Annotated in this window: 13 protein-coding genes; 10 read left to right on the top strand and 3 right to left on the bottom strand. The window is 35.0% G+C overall.

Annotation, left to right across the window (positions count from 1 at the left end):
- Window positions 1-36 precede the first annotated feature (36 nt).
- The 9 genes from FLY87_RS01385 to FLY87_RS01345 all read left to right on the top strand — a co-directional run bounded on the left by FLY87_RS01385 (window position 37) and on the right by FLY87_RS01345 (window position 9,164).
- Window positions 37-1,155 carry a type III PLP-dependent enzyme gene (locus FLY87_RS01385; RefSeq protein ID WP_012545474.1) on the top strand — a complete coding sequence of 373 codons (1,119 nt, stop codon included), beginning with the start codon at window positions 37-39 and terminating at the stop codon, window positions 1,153-1,155.
- A gap of 10 nt (window positions 1,156-1,165) precedes the next feature.
- A complete protein-coding gene (gene speE, locus FLY87_RS01380; protein WP_029715624.1) occupies window positions 1,166-2,002 on the top strand; it encodes a polyamine aminopropyltransferase in 837 nt (278 codons plus the stop codon).
- A gap of 69 nt (window positions 2,003-2,071) precedes the next feature.
- Window positions 2,072-3,118, top strand: a complete 1,047-nt coding sequence (gene hrcA, locus FLY87_RS01375; RefSeq protein ID WP_012545755.1) for a heat-inducible transcriptional repressor HrcA — start codon at window positions 2,072-2,074, stop codon at window positions 3,116-3,118.
- Between the two features lie 13 nt (window positions 3,119-3,131).
- Complete coding sequence (grpE, locus tag FLY87_RS01370) at window positions 3,132-3,755, top strand: nucleotide exchange factor GrpE (protein WP_141266152.1); 624 nt, start codon at window positions 3,132-3,134, stop codon at window positions 3,753-3,755.
- Window positions 3,756-3,757: 2 nt separating this feature from the next.
- Complete coding sequence (gene dnaK / locus FLY87_RS01365) at window positions 3,758-5,656, top strand: molecular chaperone DnaK (protein WP_141266151.1); 1,899 nt, start codon at window positions 3,758-3,760, stop codon at window positions 5,654-5,656.
- Window positions 5,653-6,753, top strand: a complete 1,101-nt coding sequence (dnaJ, locus tag FLY87_RS01360; protein ID WP_141266150.1) for a molecular chaperone DnaJ — start codon at window positions 5,653-5,655, stop codon at window positions 6,751-6,753. Before dnaK ends, dnaJ begins: the two co-directional genes overlap by 4 nt.
- 65 nt (window positions 6,754-6,818) lie before the next feature.
- Complete coding sequence (locus FLY87_RS01355; protein ID WP_169720697.1) at window positions 6,819-7,658, top strand: metal ABC transporter solute-binding protein, Zn/Mn family; 840 nt, start codon at window positions 6,819-6,821, stop codon at window positions 7,656-7,658.
- Window positions 7,655-8,368 carry a metal ABC transporter ATP-binding protein gene (locus tag FLY87_RS01350; RefSeq protein ID WP_012546339.1) on the top strand — a complete coding sequence of 238 codons (714 nt, stop codon included), beginning with the start codon at window positions 7,655-7,657 and terminating at the stop codon, window positions 8,366-8,368. Before FLY87_RS01355 ends, FLY87_RS01350 begins: the two co-directional genes overlap by 4 nt.
- Window positions 8,361-9,164, top strand: a complete 804-nt coding sequence (locus tag FLY87_RS01345; RefSeq protein WP_012545164.1) for a metal ABC transporter permease — start codon at window positions 8,361-8,363, stop codon at window positions 9,162-9,164. Before FLY87_RS01350 ends, FLY87_RS01345 begins: the two co-directional genes overlap by 8 nt.
- A 7-nt stretch (window positions 9,165-9,171) precedes the next feature.
- Here FLY87_RS01345 and FLY87_RS01340 read toward each other — a convergent pair whose 3' ends face one another.
- Complete coding sequence (locus tag FLY87_RS01340; RefSeq protein ID WP_028842296.1) at window positions 9,172-11,583, bottom strand: Lon protease family protein; 2,412 nt, start codon at window positions 11,581-11,583, stop codon at window positions 9,172-9,174.
- A gap of 421 nt (window positions 11,584-12,004) precedes the next feature.
- On the opposite strand from FLY87_RS01340, the gene FLY87_RS01335 reads away from it, so the two are divergent.
- Window positions 12,005-13,633 (top strand): phosphomannomutase, encoded by a 1,629-nt coding sequence (locus FLY87_RS01335; protein ID WP_141266149.1) that lies wholly within the window; start codon window positions 12,005-12,007, stop codon window positions 13,631-13,633.
- Here the strand turns inward: FLY87_RS01335 and FLY87_RS01330 are convergent.
- Window positions 13,625-14,410 carry a menaquinone biosynthesis protein gene (locus tag FLY87_RS01330; RefSeq protein ID WP_141266148.1) on the bottom strand — a complete coding sequence of 262 codons (786 nt, stop codon included), beginning with the start codon at window positions 14,408-14,410 and terminating at the stop codon, window positions 13,625-13,627. The two genes, FLY87_RS01335 and FLY87_RS01330, sit on opposite strands and share 9 nt — an antisense overlap.
- On the bottom strand, window positions 14,407-15,855 hold the full coding sequence (locus FLY87_RS01325; protein WP_141266147.1) for an RtcB family protein: 1,449 nt from the start codon (window positions 15,853-15,855) through the stop codon (window positions 14,407-14,409). The genes FLY87_RS01330 and FLY87_RS01325 overlap by 4 nt, the downstream gene beginning before the upstream one ends.
- Window positions 15,856-16,157: the final 302 nt, after the last annotated feature.

Raw genomic sequence — 16,157 nt, 5'->3', positions numbered from 1 at the left:
TTATTCTATCATAGAATATGATAAAATTTTAAAATTATGACAAATCACAAAAATACTCTTATGGATAGAATACTGAATTGGATAGCTTCTCACGATGATGAACCTCCTTATCTTCTTCTTGATAGAGAAATATTAAAAGAAAAGATTTCACTGATTGGAAGAGGAATTAAAAACTCAAAAGTTTTTTATGCTGTTAAGGCTAACCCAGATATAGATGTTATTAGGTATCTAAACAGTTTTAATGTAGGTTTTGAAATAGCCTCAGAGGGTGAACTGGCAATCTTAAAGCAGTTGAATGTTGAGCCTGAAAGGATTATAACAAGTAATCCTGTAAAAACCTTTAAATTTCTTAAAGAAGCGGTTGAATATGGTATTGAGTATTATGCTTTTGATTCTATAGCAGAAGTTGAAAAACTTGCGAAGTATACACCACGTAAAAAAGTTTATGTGAGACTGACTGTTCCTAATGAAGGAAGTGAATGGCCATTGAGTAAAAAATTTGGTGTTGAGATGGAAGAAGCTGCCCAGTTGCTTATTTACGCTAAACAAAGAGGACTTGACCCTATAGGAATAACATTCCATGTAGGTTCTCAATGTAGTAATGTTTATAACTGGCATACAGCGATACACAAAGCAGGACAATTAAAAGAACTTGTGAGAAAAAATGGAATTGAAATAAAAATGTTGAATATTGGCGGTGGCTATCCTATAGAGTACACAAAAAAAGTTCCTTCTATAGAGACAATAGAGACAAAAATTAACTCTATTCTTGAAGAATATTTTCCTGATACAGAAATTTTTATAGAGCCTGGAAGAGCTGTTGTAGGAGATGCTGGAGTTTTTGTATCAAGAATTATTGGTAAGGCTCAGAGAGGAGATGAAAATTGGCTTTATATAGATGTGGGTGTCTTTAACGGATTAATGGAAAGCATAGGAGGTATTAAGTATCAGTATATCGTAGGAAGCAGAGGAGAAGAAAAAGAATGGACAATTGCAGGACCAAGCTGTGATAGTTTTGATGTAATAGACAGAGAGGTTGTGCTTCCTGAGCCAGATGTTGGAAGCCTTATTCTTATTCTATCCGCAGGTGCATATACGATATCTTATGCATCAGAGTTTAATGGATTTTCCACGCCAAAAACATTTTTAATTTAGGAGGTTTGCCATGATTAAATTTTTTGAGAAGGACCCTTATGCTCCGATACAGTATGTATATGAAGTGGAAAAAGTTCTTTATAAGGGTAAAAGTAAATTTCAGGAGATAATGGTTTTTGAAAATCCTTATTTTGGAAAAATTCTTGTCCTTGATGGTGTTGTCCAACTTACTGAAAGAGATGAGTTTATTTATCATGAAATGCTAACCCATGTTCTTATGCACGCTCACCCTGAAGCTAAAAATGTTGCTGTTATAGGAGGCGGAGATGGTGGTGCAGTAAGGGAAGTTCTTAAACATGACTCTGTAAAAAAACTTTACTTTATTGAGATTGATGAAGAGGTTATAAAGGTCTCAAAAGAATTTTTTCCATCTGTTTCTTCAGCCATAGATGACTCAAGGGTTGAGATTAGATGTATGGATGGAGCAGAGTTTATAAAAGAGATGAAAAACTCTCTTGATGTAATAATTGTTGATTCAACAGATATAATAGGTTTTGCAAAGAGCCTTTTTACAGTTGAGTTTTTTAAATTTGTAAGAGACGCACTCACTGAAAATGGAATGTTCGTAACACTTTCAGAGTCTCTTATATTTCATAGAGAGCTTGTATATGAAGTGCAAAATTCTATGAAGCTAATATTCCCGATTGTTGAACTCTACACTGCAAGCATAGCAACTTATGCTGGAAACTGGTGGAGCTTTTCTGTTGGCTCAAAATCTTTAGACCCTCGCGAAATACGAAAACCTGTAAAAATAGAGACAAAACTTTATACAGCAGATTTGCATAAATCCTGCTTTTTGCCCCGAGATATTTATAAAAAACTTTTAAATAAAGAGCTTATCTGGTAGAATATTTGACTTTTTTAAGGTTATCGTGATAATTTTAAACATTAGCACTTAAATATGAGGAGTGCTAAAATGAGAGATACAATGCTTGATGAAAGAACTAAAAAGGTGCTTTACGCGGTTGTGGAAAGTTACATTGAAAAACCTGAACCTGTAGGTTCGCGTTATATTATGAAAAAATATGGATTTGATGTCTGTTCTGCTACAATAAGGAACATAATGTCAGATTTAGAAGATGCAGGATTTCTTTCCCAACCTCACACTTCAGCTGGAAGAGTGCCAACAGATAAGGCATATAGATTTTATGTTGACTATATATTTCAGAGTGAATTGTTTTCTCAATCATTGGAAATTAAAAGAGTTATAGAAAATTTAACAAAAAAGTTAAGAAAACTCAGAAACAACATGAACTCTCTCTTTTTAGAAACAACTCAGAGTTTATCTCAGGCTACCAGATATCTTGGTTTGGCGCTTTTGCCAGCAACAGAAAAAACCGCTCTTCATCGGGTAGATTTTATAAAATTTAAAGATGACCTTGTAATAGCTGTTGTTGTGAATGATAAAGGTATTGTTAAAAATAAGATTATAAAAGTTTATCCTGAAATAACCCAGAAGGAACTTAACAGTCTTGCAGATTTTGTTAATAGAAATTATCACGGAAAAACCATTGACGAAATACGAGATGACCTGATTGTGAGGATAAAAAAGGAAAAAATTTTCTGGGATAGATTAATTTCCAAGATTTTAAAAATGTGTCAGGAAGCATTATATTTCTCCAGAGAAGATGTTTATGTATCAGGATTTTATCATATAATGCACTTGCCAGATTTTTCTGATATAGAAAAACTTAGAGAGGTTGCAAAAACAATACAAGACAGGCATCTTTTGCTTAAACTTTTTGAAAATATTTCTGAAGACGATGAGGTAAAAGTAATTATAGGGCAGGAAAATCCTGTAGAAGAATTTAGAAGTTTTAGTATAATTGCTTCACCATATAAAGAAAAAGACAAATCACTTGGTGTTATTGCTCTTGTTGGTCCAAAGCGAATGAACTATCAAAGGGCAATTATGTTAGTTAATGCCTTTGCAAGGTCATTAACAAGAACACTTTCAGATTAGGAGGTTTATTTAAATGGATGAAATAAAAAAAGATACATCTACTGAAAACAAAGAAACTGAAGAAATTTCTTATGAAGGTTCAGCAATTGAAGATAAACCAAGAGATGTTGTTGAGAATCTTCAAAATGAACTATCTCAACAGAAAGAGAAATATCTTAGACTTTATGCTGAATTTGAAAACTACAAAAGAATGATTCAAAAAGAAAGAGAAGAGTTAGTAAATTATGCCAATGAAAAATTAATCAAAGATTTATTGCCAATTATAGATAATTTTGAATTAGCTATCAAACATGCAGGTAGTGACCTAAATTCTGATTGGCTTGAAAGTATGAAAAAAGGGGTTGAGAATACATTAAAGGAATTTTTGCGAATATTAGAAAAATACGGAGTAAAACAAATTGAAACAGTTGGCCAGGTTTTCAATCCGGAGGTGCATCATGCTGTATCTACAGTTGAAACAGAAGATATAGAAGATAACATCATTGTAGAAGAATTGCGTAAAGGATATTTGTATAAAAATAAGCTGCTAAGAGAACCTCTGGTAGCTGTTTCTAAGAAAGCTAAGCCCTCTGAAGAGGGAAGTTCTTCTTCACACCCATCGGGTGTTCAGAATGACAGAATTGAAAAGGAGGATTAATTATGGGAAAAGCAATAGGAATAGACCTTGGCACAACAAACTCTGTTGTTGCAGTAGTTGTAGGTGGTGAGCCTGTAGTAATACCGAATCAGGAAGGACAAAGAACAACACCTTCTGTAGTTGCTTTTACTGATAAAGGTGAAAGATTGGTTGGACAGGTTGCAAAAAGGCAAGCAATAACTAATCCTGAAAATACTATCTTTTCTATAAAAAGATTGATGGGACGAAAATACAACTCTCAGGAGGTTCAGGAGGCAAAGAAGAGACTTCCCTATAAAATTGTTGAAGCTCCAAATGGTGATGCACACGTTGAAATAATGGGAAAGAGATACTCTCCACCTGAAATCTCTGCGATGATACTTCAAAAGCTTAAACAGGCTGCTGAGGACTATCTTGGCGAGCCTGTAACAGAAGCTGTTATTACAGTGCCTGCTTATTTTGATGATAGTCAGCGTCAGGCAACAAAGGATGCAGGAAGAATTGCAGGACTTAATGTTCTGAGAATAATAAATGAGCCAACCGCTGCAGCACTTGCCTATGGGCTTGACAAGAAAAAAGAAGAAAAAATAGCTGTTTATGACCTTGGTGGTGGAACATTTGATATCTCAATTCTTGAGATAGGAGAAGGAGTTATTGAAGTAAAGGCAACCAATGGAGATACCTATCTTGGTGGAGATGATTTTGACATAAGAGTTATGGACTGGCTTATAGAGGAGTTCAAAAAACAGGAAGGTATTGACTTAAGAAAAGATAGAATGGCACTTCAGAGACTGAAAGAAGCAGCAGAAAGGGCAAAAATTGAATTAAGTTCAGCAATGGAAACAGAGATAAATCTTCCCTTTATAACAGCTGATGCTTCAGGTCCAAAGCACTTACTCATGAAATTAACTCGTGCCAAGCTTGAACAGCTTGTTGATGATTTAATCCAGAAAAGCCTTGAGCCTTGCAAAAAAGCTCTTTCTGATGCAGGACTTTCTCAAAGTCAGATAGATGAGGTAATTTTGGTTGGTGGACAGACAAGAACTCCGAAAGTGCAGAAAGTTGTTCAAGATTTCTTCGGAAAAGAACCTCATAAAGGTGTTAATCCTGATGAAGTTGTTGCTGTTGGAGCAGCGATTCAGGCAGCAATTTTAAAGGGAGAGGTAAAAGAAGTTTTACTTCTTGATGTAACTCCTCTTTCACTTGGAATTGAAACACTTGGTGGTGTATTTACAAAGATTATTGAGCGTAATACAACTATACCCACTAAGAAGTCTCAAATATTTACAACTGCTGCTGATAATCAGACAGCTGTTACAATTAAAGTATATCAGGGTGAAAGAGAGATGGCGGCAGACAATAAGCTTCTTGGGGTATTTGAACTTGTTGGAATACCTCCTGCCCCAAGAGGAATTCCTCAGATAGAGGTTACCTTTGATATAGATGCCAATGGAATTTTGCATGTTTCTGCAAAGGACCTTGCTACTGGTAAGGAACAGTCAATAAGAATTACTGCTTCAAGTGGTCTCAGTGAGGAAGAGATTAAGAAAATGATTAGAGAAGCTGAGGCACATGCAGAGGAAGACAGGCGCAAAAAGCAGATTGCTGAGGCAAGAAATGAAGCGGACAACATGATATATACTGTTGAAAAAACATTAAGAGATATGGGTGATAGGGTTTCAGAAGATGAAAGGAAAAGAATAGAAGAAGCAATTGAAAAGTGTCGTAGGATAAAGGATACAAGCAATGATGTAAATGAGATAAAAGCAGCTGTAGAAGAGTTAGCTAAAGCTTCTCATAGAGTGGCTGAGGAACTTTATAAAAAAGCAGGAGCATCCCAGCAAGGAGCAGGTAGTACAACACAGTCAAAAAAAGAGGAAGATGTAATAGAAGCTGAGGTAGAGGATAAAGATAATAAATGAAAGATTACTATAGCATTCTTGGTGTAAGCCGGGACGCCTCTCAGGAAGAGATAAAAAAGGCGTTCCGGCGCCTTGCAAGAAAATATCATCCTGATTTAAATCAAGGAGATAAATCCGCAGAAGAAAAATTCAAAGAAATAAACGAAGCATATGCTTGTCTTGGTGACCCTGTAAGGAGAGCTAACTATGATAGATATGGAACAGCAGAAGGACCTACAGGGAATGGATTTGGATTTGAAACTTATACAACGTTTACAGATATATTTGAAGACATATTTGAAGGATTTTTTGGAAGTTTTGGGTTCAGAAAAAATAAACCTACAAAAGGTGCTGATTTAAGATATGACATTACAATCACTCTTGAAGAAGCAGCCAGAGGAGTTGAAAAAACAATTAAATTTCCCCGTTGGGAAATATGTGGAACATGCAATGGTTCTGGAATAAAACCTGGTAGTGAGCCAACTATATGTTCATCTTGCGGTGGCAGCGGATATATCAGATATAATCAAGGATTTTTTTCAGTGTCAAAGACATGTTCAAAATGTGGTGGAACAGGAAGAATTATCAGAGATCCTTGTTTTGATTGTGCAGGAAATGGAAAGATAAAAGTAGAACATGAATTAACAATAAAAATTCCTCCAGGTGTTGATTCCGGAAGTAAATTAAAGGTCAGTGGTGAAGGAGAAATAGGTGAATTTGGTGGACCAAGAGGCGATCTTTATATTTTTGTCAATGTTAAAGAACACGAATTTTTCAAGAGAGAAGGTATAAATCTTTATTGTTCCATTCCTATTTCATTTGTTAGAGCAGTTTTTGGCGGAGAAGTGGAAGTTCCTACACTTGATGGAAAAGAAAAAATAGAAATACCAGCAGGAACTCCATCAGGTAGAGTTTTTAAGCTCAGGGGTAAAGGGCTTCCAAGAGTAGGAGGTACTCACAGAGGAGACCAGATTGTAACTGTTTACATTGATGTTCCCAAAAAACTAAATGAACGTCAGAGAGAACTTCTTGAAGAGTTTGCCAGGATATCTGGAGAAGAAATAAAAAAAGGTTCAAAAGGCTTGAAAGATAAATTAAAAGATATTTTTTCAATGTAGAATTGAGGTGTGTTAGGAGATATATGAAGAGGAATAATTTTATCTTTCTTGTTTTTGTATGCATTATGTTAGTTTTCATATCTTGTTCACAAAAGAGTGAGATAGTTTCAAAATCTGCAATCTCAGTTTATACAAGCCTTTATCCTCTTCAGCATTTTACAAAATGGATAATGCCCGAAGCTCAGATTCAGGTATTAATTCCTTCTCAGATTGATCCACATAATTTTGAGCCTTCTTTAAAGGATATTCAAAAACTTTTTAATGCAAACATGGTAGTCTATCTTGGAAATACAGATATTGACCGATGGATAGACAAAATAAAAGACGAGCTTACTCTAAAAGGCATAAAGGTAGTGAGACTTCAAGATTATATTGCATTTAAAAAATATGCATTAGGTAGTGAAATAGACCCGCATATATGGTTAGACCCTATTTTAGTTTTGGAAATTATTAAAGTAATCAAAGATAAAGCTCAGGAACTTTATCCTGATAAAAAAGATATGTATGAGAAGAATTTTTCTCTGTACAGTGAAAAGCTTAAAGAACTTGATAGGGACTATAAAAAAGCTTTGTCAAACTGTTCATTGAAAGAAGTTATCGGAAGTCATGAATTTTTAAATTATCTTAGTGCCAGGTATGGATTTAATTTTCACTTTATTGTTCATGAACCTGAAGAAGAGCCGCCATTAAAGAAAATTCAAAAACTGAAAAATTTAATAAAGCAAAGCTCTATTGGATACATTATCTGTGAGCCAGAGGGAGAAAAAATTGCGAAAACTTTATCAGAGGAAACTGGTGTAAAGATATTAAAATTCAATACATTTCATCAAATATCTACAATAGATTACTTTCAAGCAATGAGAGATAATCTTGAAGTTTTAAAAACTGCTTTAAATTGTAAATGAAAGCGATAAGTTTAACAAATGTTTATTATTCTTTTGATAGCATTTTTGTGCTTGAAAATATTAATCTTGAAATAGAAGAGGGATGCTATCTTGGAATTATAGGACCAAACGGAGCAGGGAAAACAACTTTACTAAGGTTAATCTTAGGTATAATAAAGCCTCACAGAGGTCAGGTATTGATTTATGGGCAGAATCCAGAAGATTACATAAAATCAGAACCTATTGGATATCTACCTCAGAGAATATCTCAGACAATCTATGAATTTCCAGTTACAGTAGAAGAACTTGTTAAAAGTGGATATGAAAAGATTAAAAAAGAAAATCTTGATTGGGCATTGGATGTTTTTAAAATTTCTCATTTAAGAAAAAAAATCCTCAGGGAACTTTCTGGAGGAGAGCGTCAGAAAGCGTTTCTTGCCAGAGCTATTGCTTCGCAGCCGAGAATTTTACTTCTTGATGAACCAACTACAGGCATAGACCCTTATTCAATGGAGGAATTACTTAAAATGCTTGAGATTCTCAACAGAGATTTTGGAATTACAATCCTTGTAGTTACTCATGATATAGGGACTTTTGCTCATGAAGCGAGATGTATTCTGTGTCTGAATAGAAGAGTTGTATGTCTTGGAGAACCCCAGAAAATTCTTAAAGATGAGTATATGGCTATGTTATATCCTGAATCTACTGTTTTCCCGCACAAAAATGCTTGAAATTTTTGAATTCAACATAATAAAAAGAGCTTTTTTAGTTGTTAGTTTTATAGCACCTTTATCTCCGATTTTTGGAATTTTTCTGCTTTTTCGTAAATATGCTTTTTTTGCAGATACTCTTGCTCATGTAGGTTTTTTAGCACTTGCATTAAGCCTTTTCTTCAAAATAAACTCTCTTGTTTTACTTATTTTATTGAGCATAGGGGTGTCTATTTCTGTTGAACAACTCAGGACTAAAGACAGACTTCCAGCAGAAGGTTCTCTCTCTTTTTTTCTGTATTCAGGAGTTGCTCTTTCAGTGGTCTTTATAACTTTTTCTGGCAGCACGGGTTCCATAATAAATATACTTTTTGGAAGTCTTTCTACTGTGACAAAGGAAGATGTTTATCTTATTTTATCTGGAGCTTTTGTATGTGGAGTTTTTATCTTAAAATACTATAAAAAACTGATTAGTTTCTGCATTGATGAAGAGCTTGCTCATGCCTCTGGAATTAATGTAGCAGTCATTAAAATGCTCTTTGCAACAACTGTTGCATTATCAATTTCTATATCAATAAAAACAATGGGAGCTCTTTTAATTGGCTCTCTGATGATAATTCCACCTTTGATTGCTATGCATATATGTAGAAGCCTTAAAAATACGGTTATTGTATCAATTATTATTTCTCTTTTATCGTCCTATTCAGGAATTTTCCTTTCTTTTTACTCAGGAATTCCTCTTGGTGCATCAATTTCAACTATTTTAGTTGTTTTTTTTGTGATTTCTTTTATTATTAAAGCATTTAAGTTTAAATGATAATAGTTTATTTTTCGTTCTTTTTTTCTTCTTCTTTTTCTTTTTTCTTCAGGAGTTCTGACATCTCTTCAAGCTTTTTCATAACAAGATAGTTTATAGTTCCTTCTGGATATGTCCCATCTGGCATTAGTTCACCTGCTTTCATATCTGTCAGTATCTCAAGTCCTTCTTCTGCGTATTCAATGGCATAAATATGGAACTTGCCTTCATCAATCGCCTTTTGTATCTCCTCTTTGAGCATCAGATGTTTAATGTTTCTTCTTGGGATTATTACTCCATGACTTCCATCAAGTCCTCTAATTTTGCAAAGCTCAAAAAAACCCTCAATTTTCTCATTTATTCCGCCAACTGGCTGAACTTCTCCTTTTTGATCCATTGAACCTGTAACAGCAATATTCTGTTTAAGAGGAATATCTGCAATACTACTTAAAAGTGCGTAAAGTTCAGCGCATGTAGCACTATCACCTTCTATCATTTCATAAAGTTGTTCAAATGTAAGGGAGGCGCTGAGGCTTATTGGTTTTTTTATTGCGTATTTGCTCCAAAGATAGCTTGAAAGAATCATAACTGCTTTTTCATGTATTTTCCCTGACATTTTTGTTTCTCTTTCAATATTTACTATTCCAGCCTTACCAAGATATGTTCTTGCGGTGATACGAGAAGGTTTCCCAAAGCTGTAGTCTCCAAGGTCAATGACAGCAAGTCCATTTATCTGTCCAACTTTTTTGCCATATGTCTCTACAATTAAAACATCTTCAAGAATTAGTTCTCTTAATTTTTCTTCTATACTTGCTGATCTATAAACTCTTTGTTCAAGGGCTTTATTAACATGCACAGCATAAACAATGTCCTTTCCGTCTTTTTTTGCCCAAAAATGAGACTCTCTTATCAGGTCTGCTATGCTACTGAATTGAGTTGAAAGCTTCTCTTGATGTTCTGCAAGTCTTGAACCATACTCAACAATCTTTGCAATAGCAGAGCGATGAAATGGTAAAAGTTCTTCTTCTTTTTGACAGAGAGCAACAAACTGAGCATATTTTATTATGTTTTCTTCATTCCTTGGCATTCTTATATCAAAATCTGCCTTAACTTTAAATAATTCTCTATATTCATCATCATAGTTGTAAAGTATGTAATAAAGAAACGGTGTTCCTGTGAGAATTACTTTAACATTCAAAGGAATTGGTTCAGGTCTTAAAGTAGTTGTTGTAATAAGCCTGTATTGTTCCCACACATCTTCTATCCGAATTTCCTTGCTTCGCAGAGCTCTTTTCAAAGAATCATAGGAAAAAAGATTTTTTATCAAAGCCATAGCATCTATTACAAGATATCCTCCATTGGCTTTGTGTAGTGAACCTGGTTTGATCATTGTAAAATCAGTAATTGCCATACCATACTGAATCTTATATTCAATTCTTCCAAAAAGATTAAGATATGTTGGATTGGGTTCATAAACAACAGGAGCACCCTCTGTTGCAGAGTTGTTAACAAGAACATTTACGCTGTATTTGGCAAAAGAAACCTCTCTCTGAATTTTCATAAAAGGAGGCATTGGAGGAACTGTCTCTTCTTGTATTTTGAAGTCCTGAACATTATTAAGTATATCCTCTTTTACAGCATCCAGATAATTCACAATTCTTTCATTGAAAGAATATTTCTTTTTAAGTTCTTCGATTGGTTGTTCTATTACATCAAGAGCAATCTGGCGTTCAAGTCTAAGAAGCATGTCTTTAACGATTTTTTCTGCTTCTTTAACAGCTCTTACCACATCATCAAGTTTGTCCTGAAGCATTTTGCCAAGTTCGTCAATTCGTTTTCTTGTTTCAATGTCAAGTGCCTGAAACTCTTCTTCTGTAAGCGGTTCTCCGTCTCTTTTAACCGGAACGATTATAAGTCCTGCAAGAGCTTTACGAATTGCAAAACCTTTTGTTCTTGCATCTTCTTCTACTGTAGAAAACCATTCTTTTTGTTTTTGTTGAAAATCTTCAAGAATTTTATTTCTCTGTTTGTCATACTCTTTTGACTCAAAAGCTTTTGGAATTTCTACTTTCAATGTATTAACAAGATTTTCCATATCTTTTTGAAATTCCGTAGCTTTACCTGCGGGTAAACTAACAGCAATTGGAGCGTCAGGATTTTTAAAATTATAAAGATAGCACCAATCAGGTGGAACAGATTCTTGTTTTACTTTTTCAGAAAGAAGTGTTCTTATTGCACGCATTTTACCTGTTCCAGGTGCACCAAGAGCATATATATTAAATCCTTTTGCAGGCAAATTTAAACCGAATTCTAAAGAAGCTATTGCTCTGTCTTGTCCGATTGTTCCTGTAAGAGGTGAAAGTTCTTGAGTTGTCTCAAAATCAAATATATTATCATCACATTTTTTGTAAACGTCCTCTGCCCGAAGTTTTATTGCCATTTTTGCCTCCTTGTTATATTTTTGAGTCTATCCAAAAACTTGCAAGTTATTGAAAATCAATAAACTACAAGTCCTATTATTTCCCAATTACCTCCATCTGTCATTCCGAGAAGCGTGAGCGACGAGGAATCTCCTCATTTCCACTGTCACCCTTTCAGGTCAGAGATTCCTTGCACCCATTGAGGGTGCTCGGAATGGCAAAAGAAAAAGATGACCCTTACGGATCAGATTCCTCAGGGTCATTAAGTCCCCCTCGGAATAACAGTTAGTAATTGAACAGCTTCATATTTTTTCATATTATACCATTAATTTTTTAAATTGCTAATACTTTTCCAAATGTCTGAAAAAGTCATAGATGAGATGTTTTTTTAATTTGAATTGTTTAATATTTTATAATTAAAATAAAACATTGGAGAAGCATATGAAAGCATCCAATCTCTGGCAAGAAGTACTTAAAGCTCCAAATAAAAATCAGCATCTGTTAAAAGATATTGAAAAGTTTGCAAAAGAAAACACTGAACCTGCTCTGATTCACTTTGGCACATCAGGCTGGCGGGGTGAAATTGGCTCAGATTTTACTATGCAGAATGTTAGAGTAATAACTAAAGCAATAATTGAAGCAGTTAAGGGAGAAGACAGGCAGATTCTCAATTCCTTTGGTATAAAATCTTTTAATGAATTTAAAGAAAGAGGAGTTATTGTAGGACATGACAATCGTTTGCTTGGAAAGGAATTTGCGTATGAAGTGATTGGAATTCTCCAATCTGAAGGAATAAATTGTTATTATGCTGGTGAAGCTTCAACACCAGAATTTTCAGCTGCTGTGGTAGAGCTATCTGCCTCTGCATCAATAAATTTAACTCCAAGCCATAATCCTCCAAATTACGGTGGACTAAAACTTAATCCCTCTGATGGAGGTCCTGCTTCTGAGGAACTAACAAAACCTATTGAAAGAATTGCGAACGAACTAATGAAAAATGCAAATTCTATTAAATCTTGTCCACCAGTTGCAATCAATAAAATAGATGCTACGGAACTATATATTAATTTTATAAAGAAAAGAAACATGATAGACATTGATAAGATAAAAAATTTCTTGTCCAATAACCCCCACACTATTGCTGTTGATCACATGCATGGTGCTACGAGGGGTAAATTAGCGAAAATACTTTCTGTTAGTCCAGGTACTTTTATATGTCTTAGAAGAGAAGATGATCCTCTCTTTGAAGGACTATCACCTGAACCAAGTGAAGAAAATCTGAAGCTTGCTCTTTCTCATCTAAGGGAAAATACTCTTGGATTTTCGGCAATCATAGACCCTGATGGAGACAGGGTTAGGTTTGCCGATTTAAAGAGACAGATACCTATGAATTACTTCGGTGCAATGGCGTTTCATTATCTTTATAATTACAAAGGACTAAGAGGAGTTGTGGTAAAAAGTGTAGGCACGAGCAATTTTGTTAACAGCATTGCAGAAGCTTTTAGAGTTGAAGTTATTGAAACAAAAGTTGGATTTAAAAATTTTAGACCCTATCTTTTACCTAATGCTACAAAAAAAGCTATAGTTGCTTTTGAAGAATCAGATGGTATATCCATTCAAAATCATACTCTTGAAAAGGATGCTATTTTAGGAGTTTTGCTCGCTCTTGAAATGATTGCAACATTCAATAAAAATCTTAGCGATTATCTTGAAGAAATAGAAAAATCCTATGGAAAATATTATTCTGACAGAACAGGAATAGAAATTCCACGTGAAAGCTTTGGTCCGCATGTAAAAGAAAATATAATGGCACTATCAAAACATTTTAAGATAGGGGATTCTTTTAAAATCGGTGATTTAGAGAAAAAAATAGCCTCAATAGTAGATTTGGACGGAGTAAAAATTATTTTTAATGATGGTTCTTGGATTATGATAAGACCATCGGGAACAGAACCTAAAGTTCGGATATACATAGAGACTAAAAATAAAGAAGAAAAAGAAGTATTCATTGAAGAAGCAAGAATTTTAACAAAGAAAATATGCCTTGAAGGTATAGGCAGTTTAACTTAATTCCCTCAAGTATTTATCAAATAAATTAAGGCTTTCTTTGTGTTTTTCTGTTAGCTCATAATCCATGTTTTCCTGCCAGTAGTAAAGAATCTCCTCCTCTGTCATGAAATCTCTTAAATAATAATTCTTCAACATTTCTGAGAAATATTCTCTACACTTTTTACGAGCATAAAGAAGCCTATCTTTTAGTTGAATATATTTGGGATAAAGTTCATTTTCAGAGTTTGTGATTTCCCTTCTTACAATCCAAAGAGCAAATACAAAAGGAAGTCCTGTATTCTGATACCACAGATTGGCAAGATCATATACTTTTTTGCCATTATTCAACTTTCTATATCTCAATGCTTCATCACCAATTAGCAGGAAACTTTCTCCTGTATGAGGTGCGGAAGAGATATCATAAACAGGATTTAAACCCATAAATTTTTCAAGAATTACTCTTAGAAGAAGGTGAGAAGTTGCTGACTGATCAGTAAGTAAAATTTTACCTCCATCAATCCTTTCTAAATCATGGTCACTGAAAAAAAGAACACTTCCCACATATTCTTTTGAACTTATACAGATTCCATCAACATAATCATAAAGTTCCTTATTTAGCAGATACTCTACAGAGGATGAAGGACTCACATCAATTAAATCATTTCTCAAAGCCCAATTTAGTTGAGAAGGCACTCCTTTTACAAGATGAATTTCTTCTGTAAGCAAACCTTCTTTTTCAAGCACGTAAAATATGGGATAAACATTAGCATACTGAATCCATCCAACTTTAAGCTTCATCCTTTTATTACTCCTATTGGTTTTAGTTTTACAATTTTTCTGGCTATACCAGCATTGTGAACTACATCAACAACATTTGATACATCTTTATAAGCATCAGGCATTTCCTCTGCAAGAGTTTCTTTGCCAGCAGACCTAACTATTATACCTCTTTCAGCCAACTCTTGTTTTATTGAACGTCCCCTTGCTTGCTTAATTGCCTGATTTCTACTTAGAAGCCTACCTGCTCCATGACAAGTTGAACCAAAGGTTTCTTCCATTGCCTTTGGAAGTCCTACCAGAACAAAAGAAACTCTTCCCATATCTCCTGGAATTAGCACTGGCTGTCCAATGTCTTTATAGCAATCAGGCAACTCAGGATGTCCCTTAGGAAAAGCCCTTGTAGCACCTTTTCTATGAACAATAAGCCTTTTTCGTTCACCATTTATAAAATGGAATTCTTCTTTTGCAATATTGTGTGCTACATCAAAAACAACTTTCATGCCTAAGTCTTTTGGTGAAAGGTTAAAAAGCCTGAGAAATACTTCCCTTGTCCAGTGCATAAGACACTGTCTGTTTGCCCAAGCATAGTTAGCTGCACCTTTCATTGCGGAAAAATACTGCTGTCCCTCTCTGCTACGGAAAGGAACACAGGCAAGTTCTTTATCAGGAAGTTCTATTCCGTATTTTTTTGCTGCCTGAAGCATCACCCTTACATAATCATCACAAATCTGATGTCCAAATCCTCTTGAACCTGTATGAATCATGACTGTAACCTGTCCCTTTGAAAGCCCCATAACTGTGGCTATCTCAGGTTCATACACCTCTGCCACATACTGAACCTCAAGAAAGTGGTTTCCTGAACCAAGTGTGCCCTGCTGAGCTCTTCCTCTCTCATAGGCTTTCTGGCTTATGGCATCAGGGTCTGCTCCTTCAAGACATCCATGAGATTCAATCCTTTGAAGGTCTTCTGCATCACCAAACCCTTGCTCAACTGCCCAGATAGCACCTTTCTTTATTACTTCTCGTTCATCCTTTGGCGAAAGCTTTATTTTTCCTGTTGAGCCAACTCCTGAGGGAATGTGAGTATAGAGAAGATCAATAAGTTCACGGATTTTTGGCTCCACTTCTTCCTTAGTAAGATTGCTTTTTAATAACCGCACCCCACAGTTAATGTCGTATCCGACTCCTCCCGGTGATATCACTCCCTCTTCTACATCAAAGGCGGCAACACCTCCTATGGGAAATCCGTAGCCTGTATGAATATCTGGCATTGCAAGGGATTTCCCAACTATTCCCGGTAATGTGGCAACATTTGCCACCTGACGTACTGATTCAAGCTCAAGCTCTTGCTCAAGGGTTTCATCAACAAAGATAATTCCCTCAGTTTTCATCCCAGGCACAAATCCTTTGGGAACTCTTATTCTATAAAGGTCTATTCTTTCTGTTCCTTCAATTTTTGGCATAGAGCACCTCCTCTTAATAATTGAGTCTGTTCAAAAACTTGTAATTTATTGATTTTCAACAAATTACAATTACTGCTATTTTTCGATTACCTCCATCCGTTATTCCAAACCTTCTTCCTGTCATTCCGAGGAGTGTAAACGACGAGGAATCTTCTCATTTCTACGGTCACCCTTTAAGGTCAGAGATTCCTCGCACCCATTGAGGATGCTCGGAATGACAAAGGAAATGACCCTTCCAGGTCAGATTCCTTGGGTTTTTAAATCTCCTTGGAATAAGACATAGAAATTGAACAACCTCTCAC

The sequence above is a fragment of the Thermodesulfovibrio sp. Kuro-1 genome, assembly GCF_006538445.1.
GTDB classification, from domain to species: Bacteria; Nitrospirota; Thermodesulfovibrionia; order Thermodesulfovibrionales; family Thermodesulfovibrionaceae; genus Thermodesulfovibrio; species Thermodesulfovibrio yellowstonii.
This window is presented reverse-complemented; position numbering and strand designations above follow the sequence as displayed.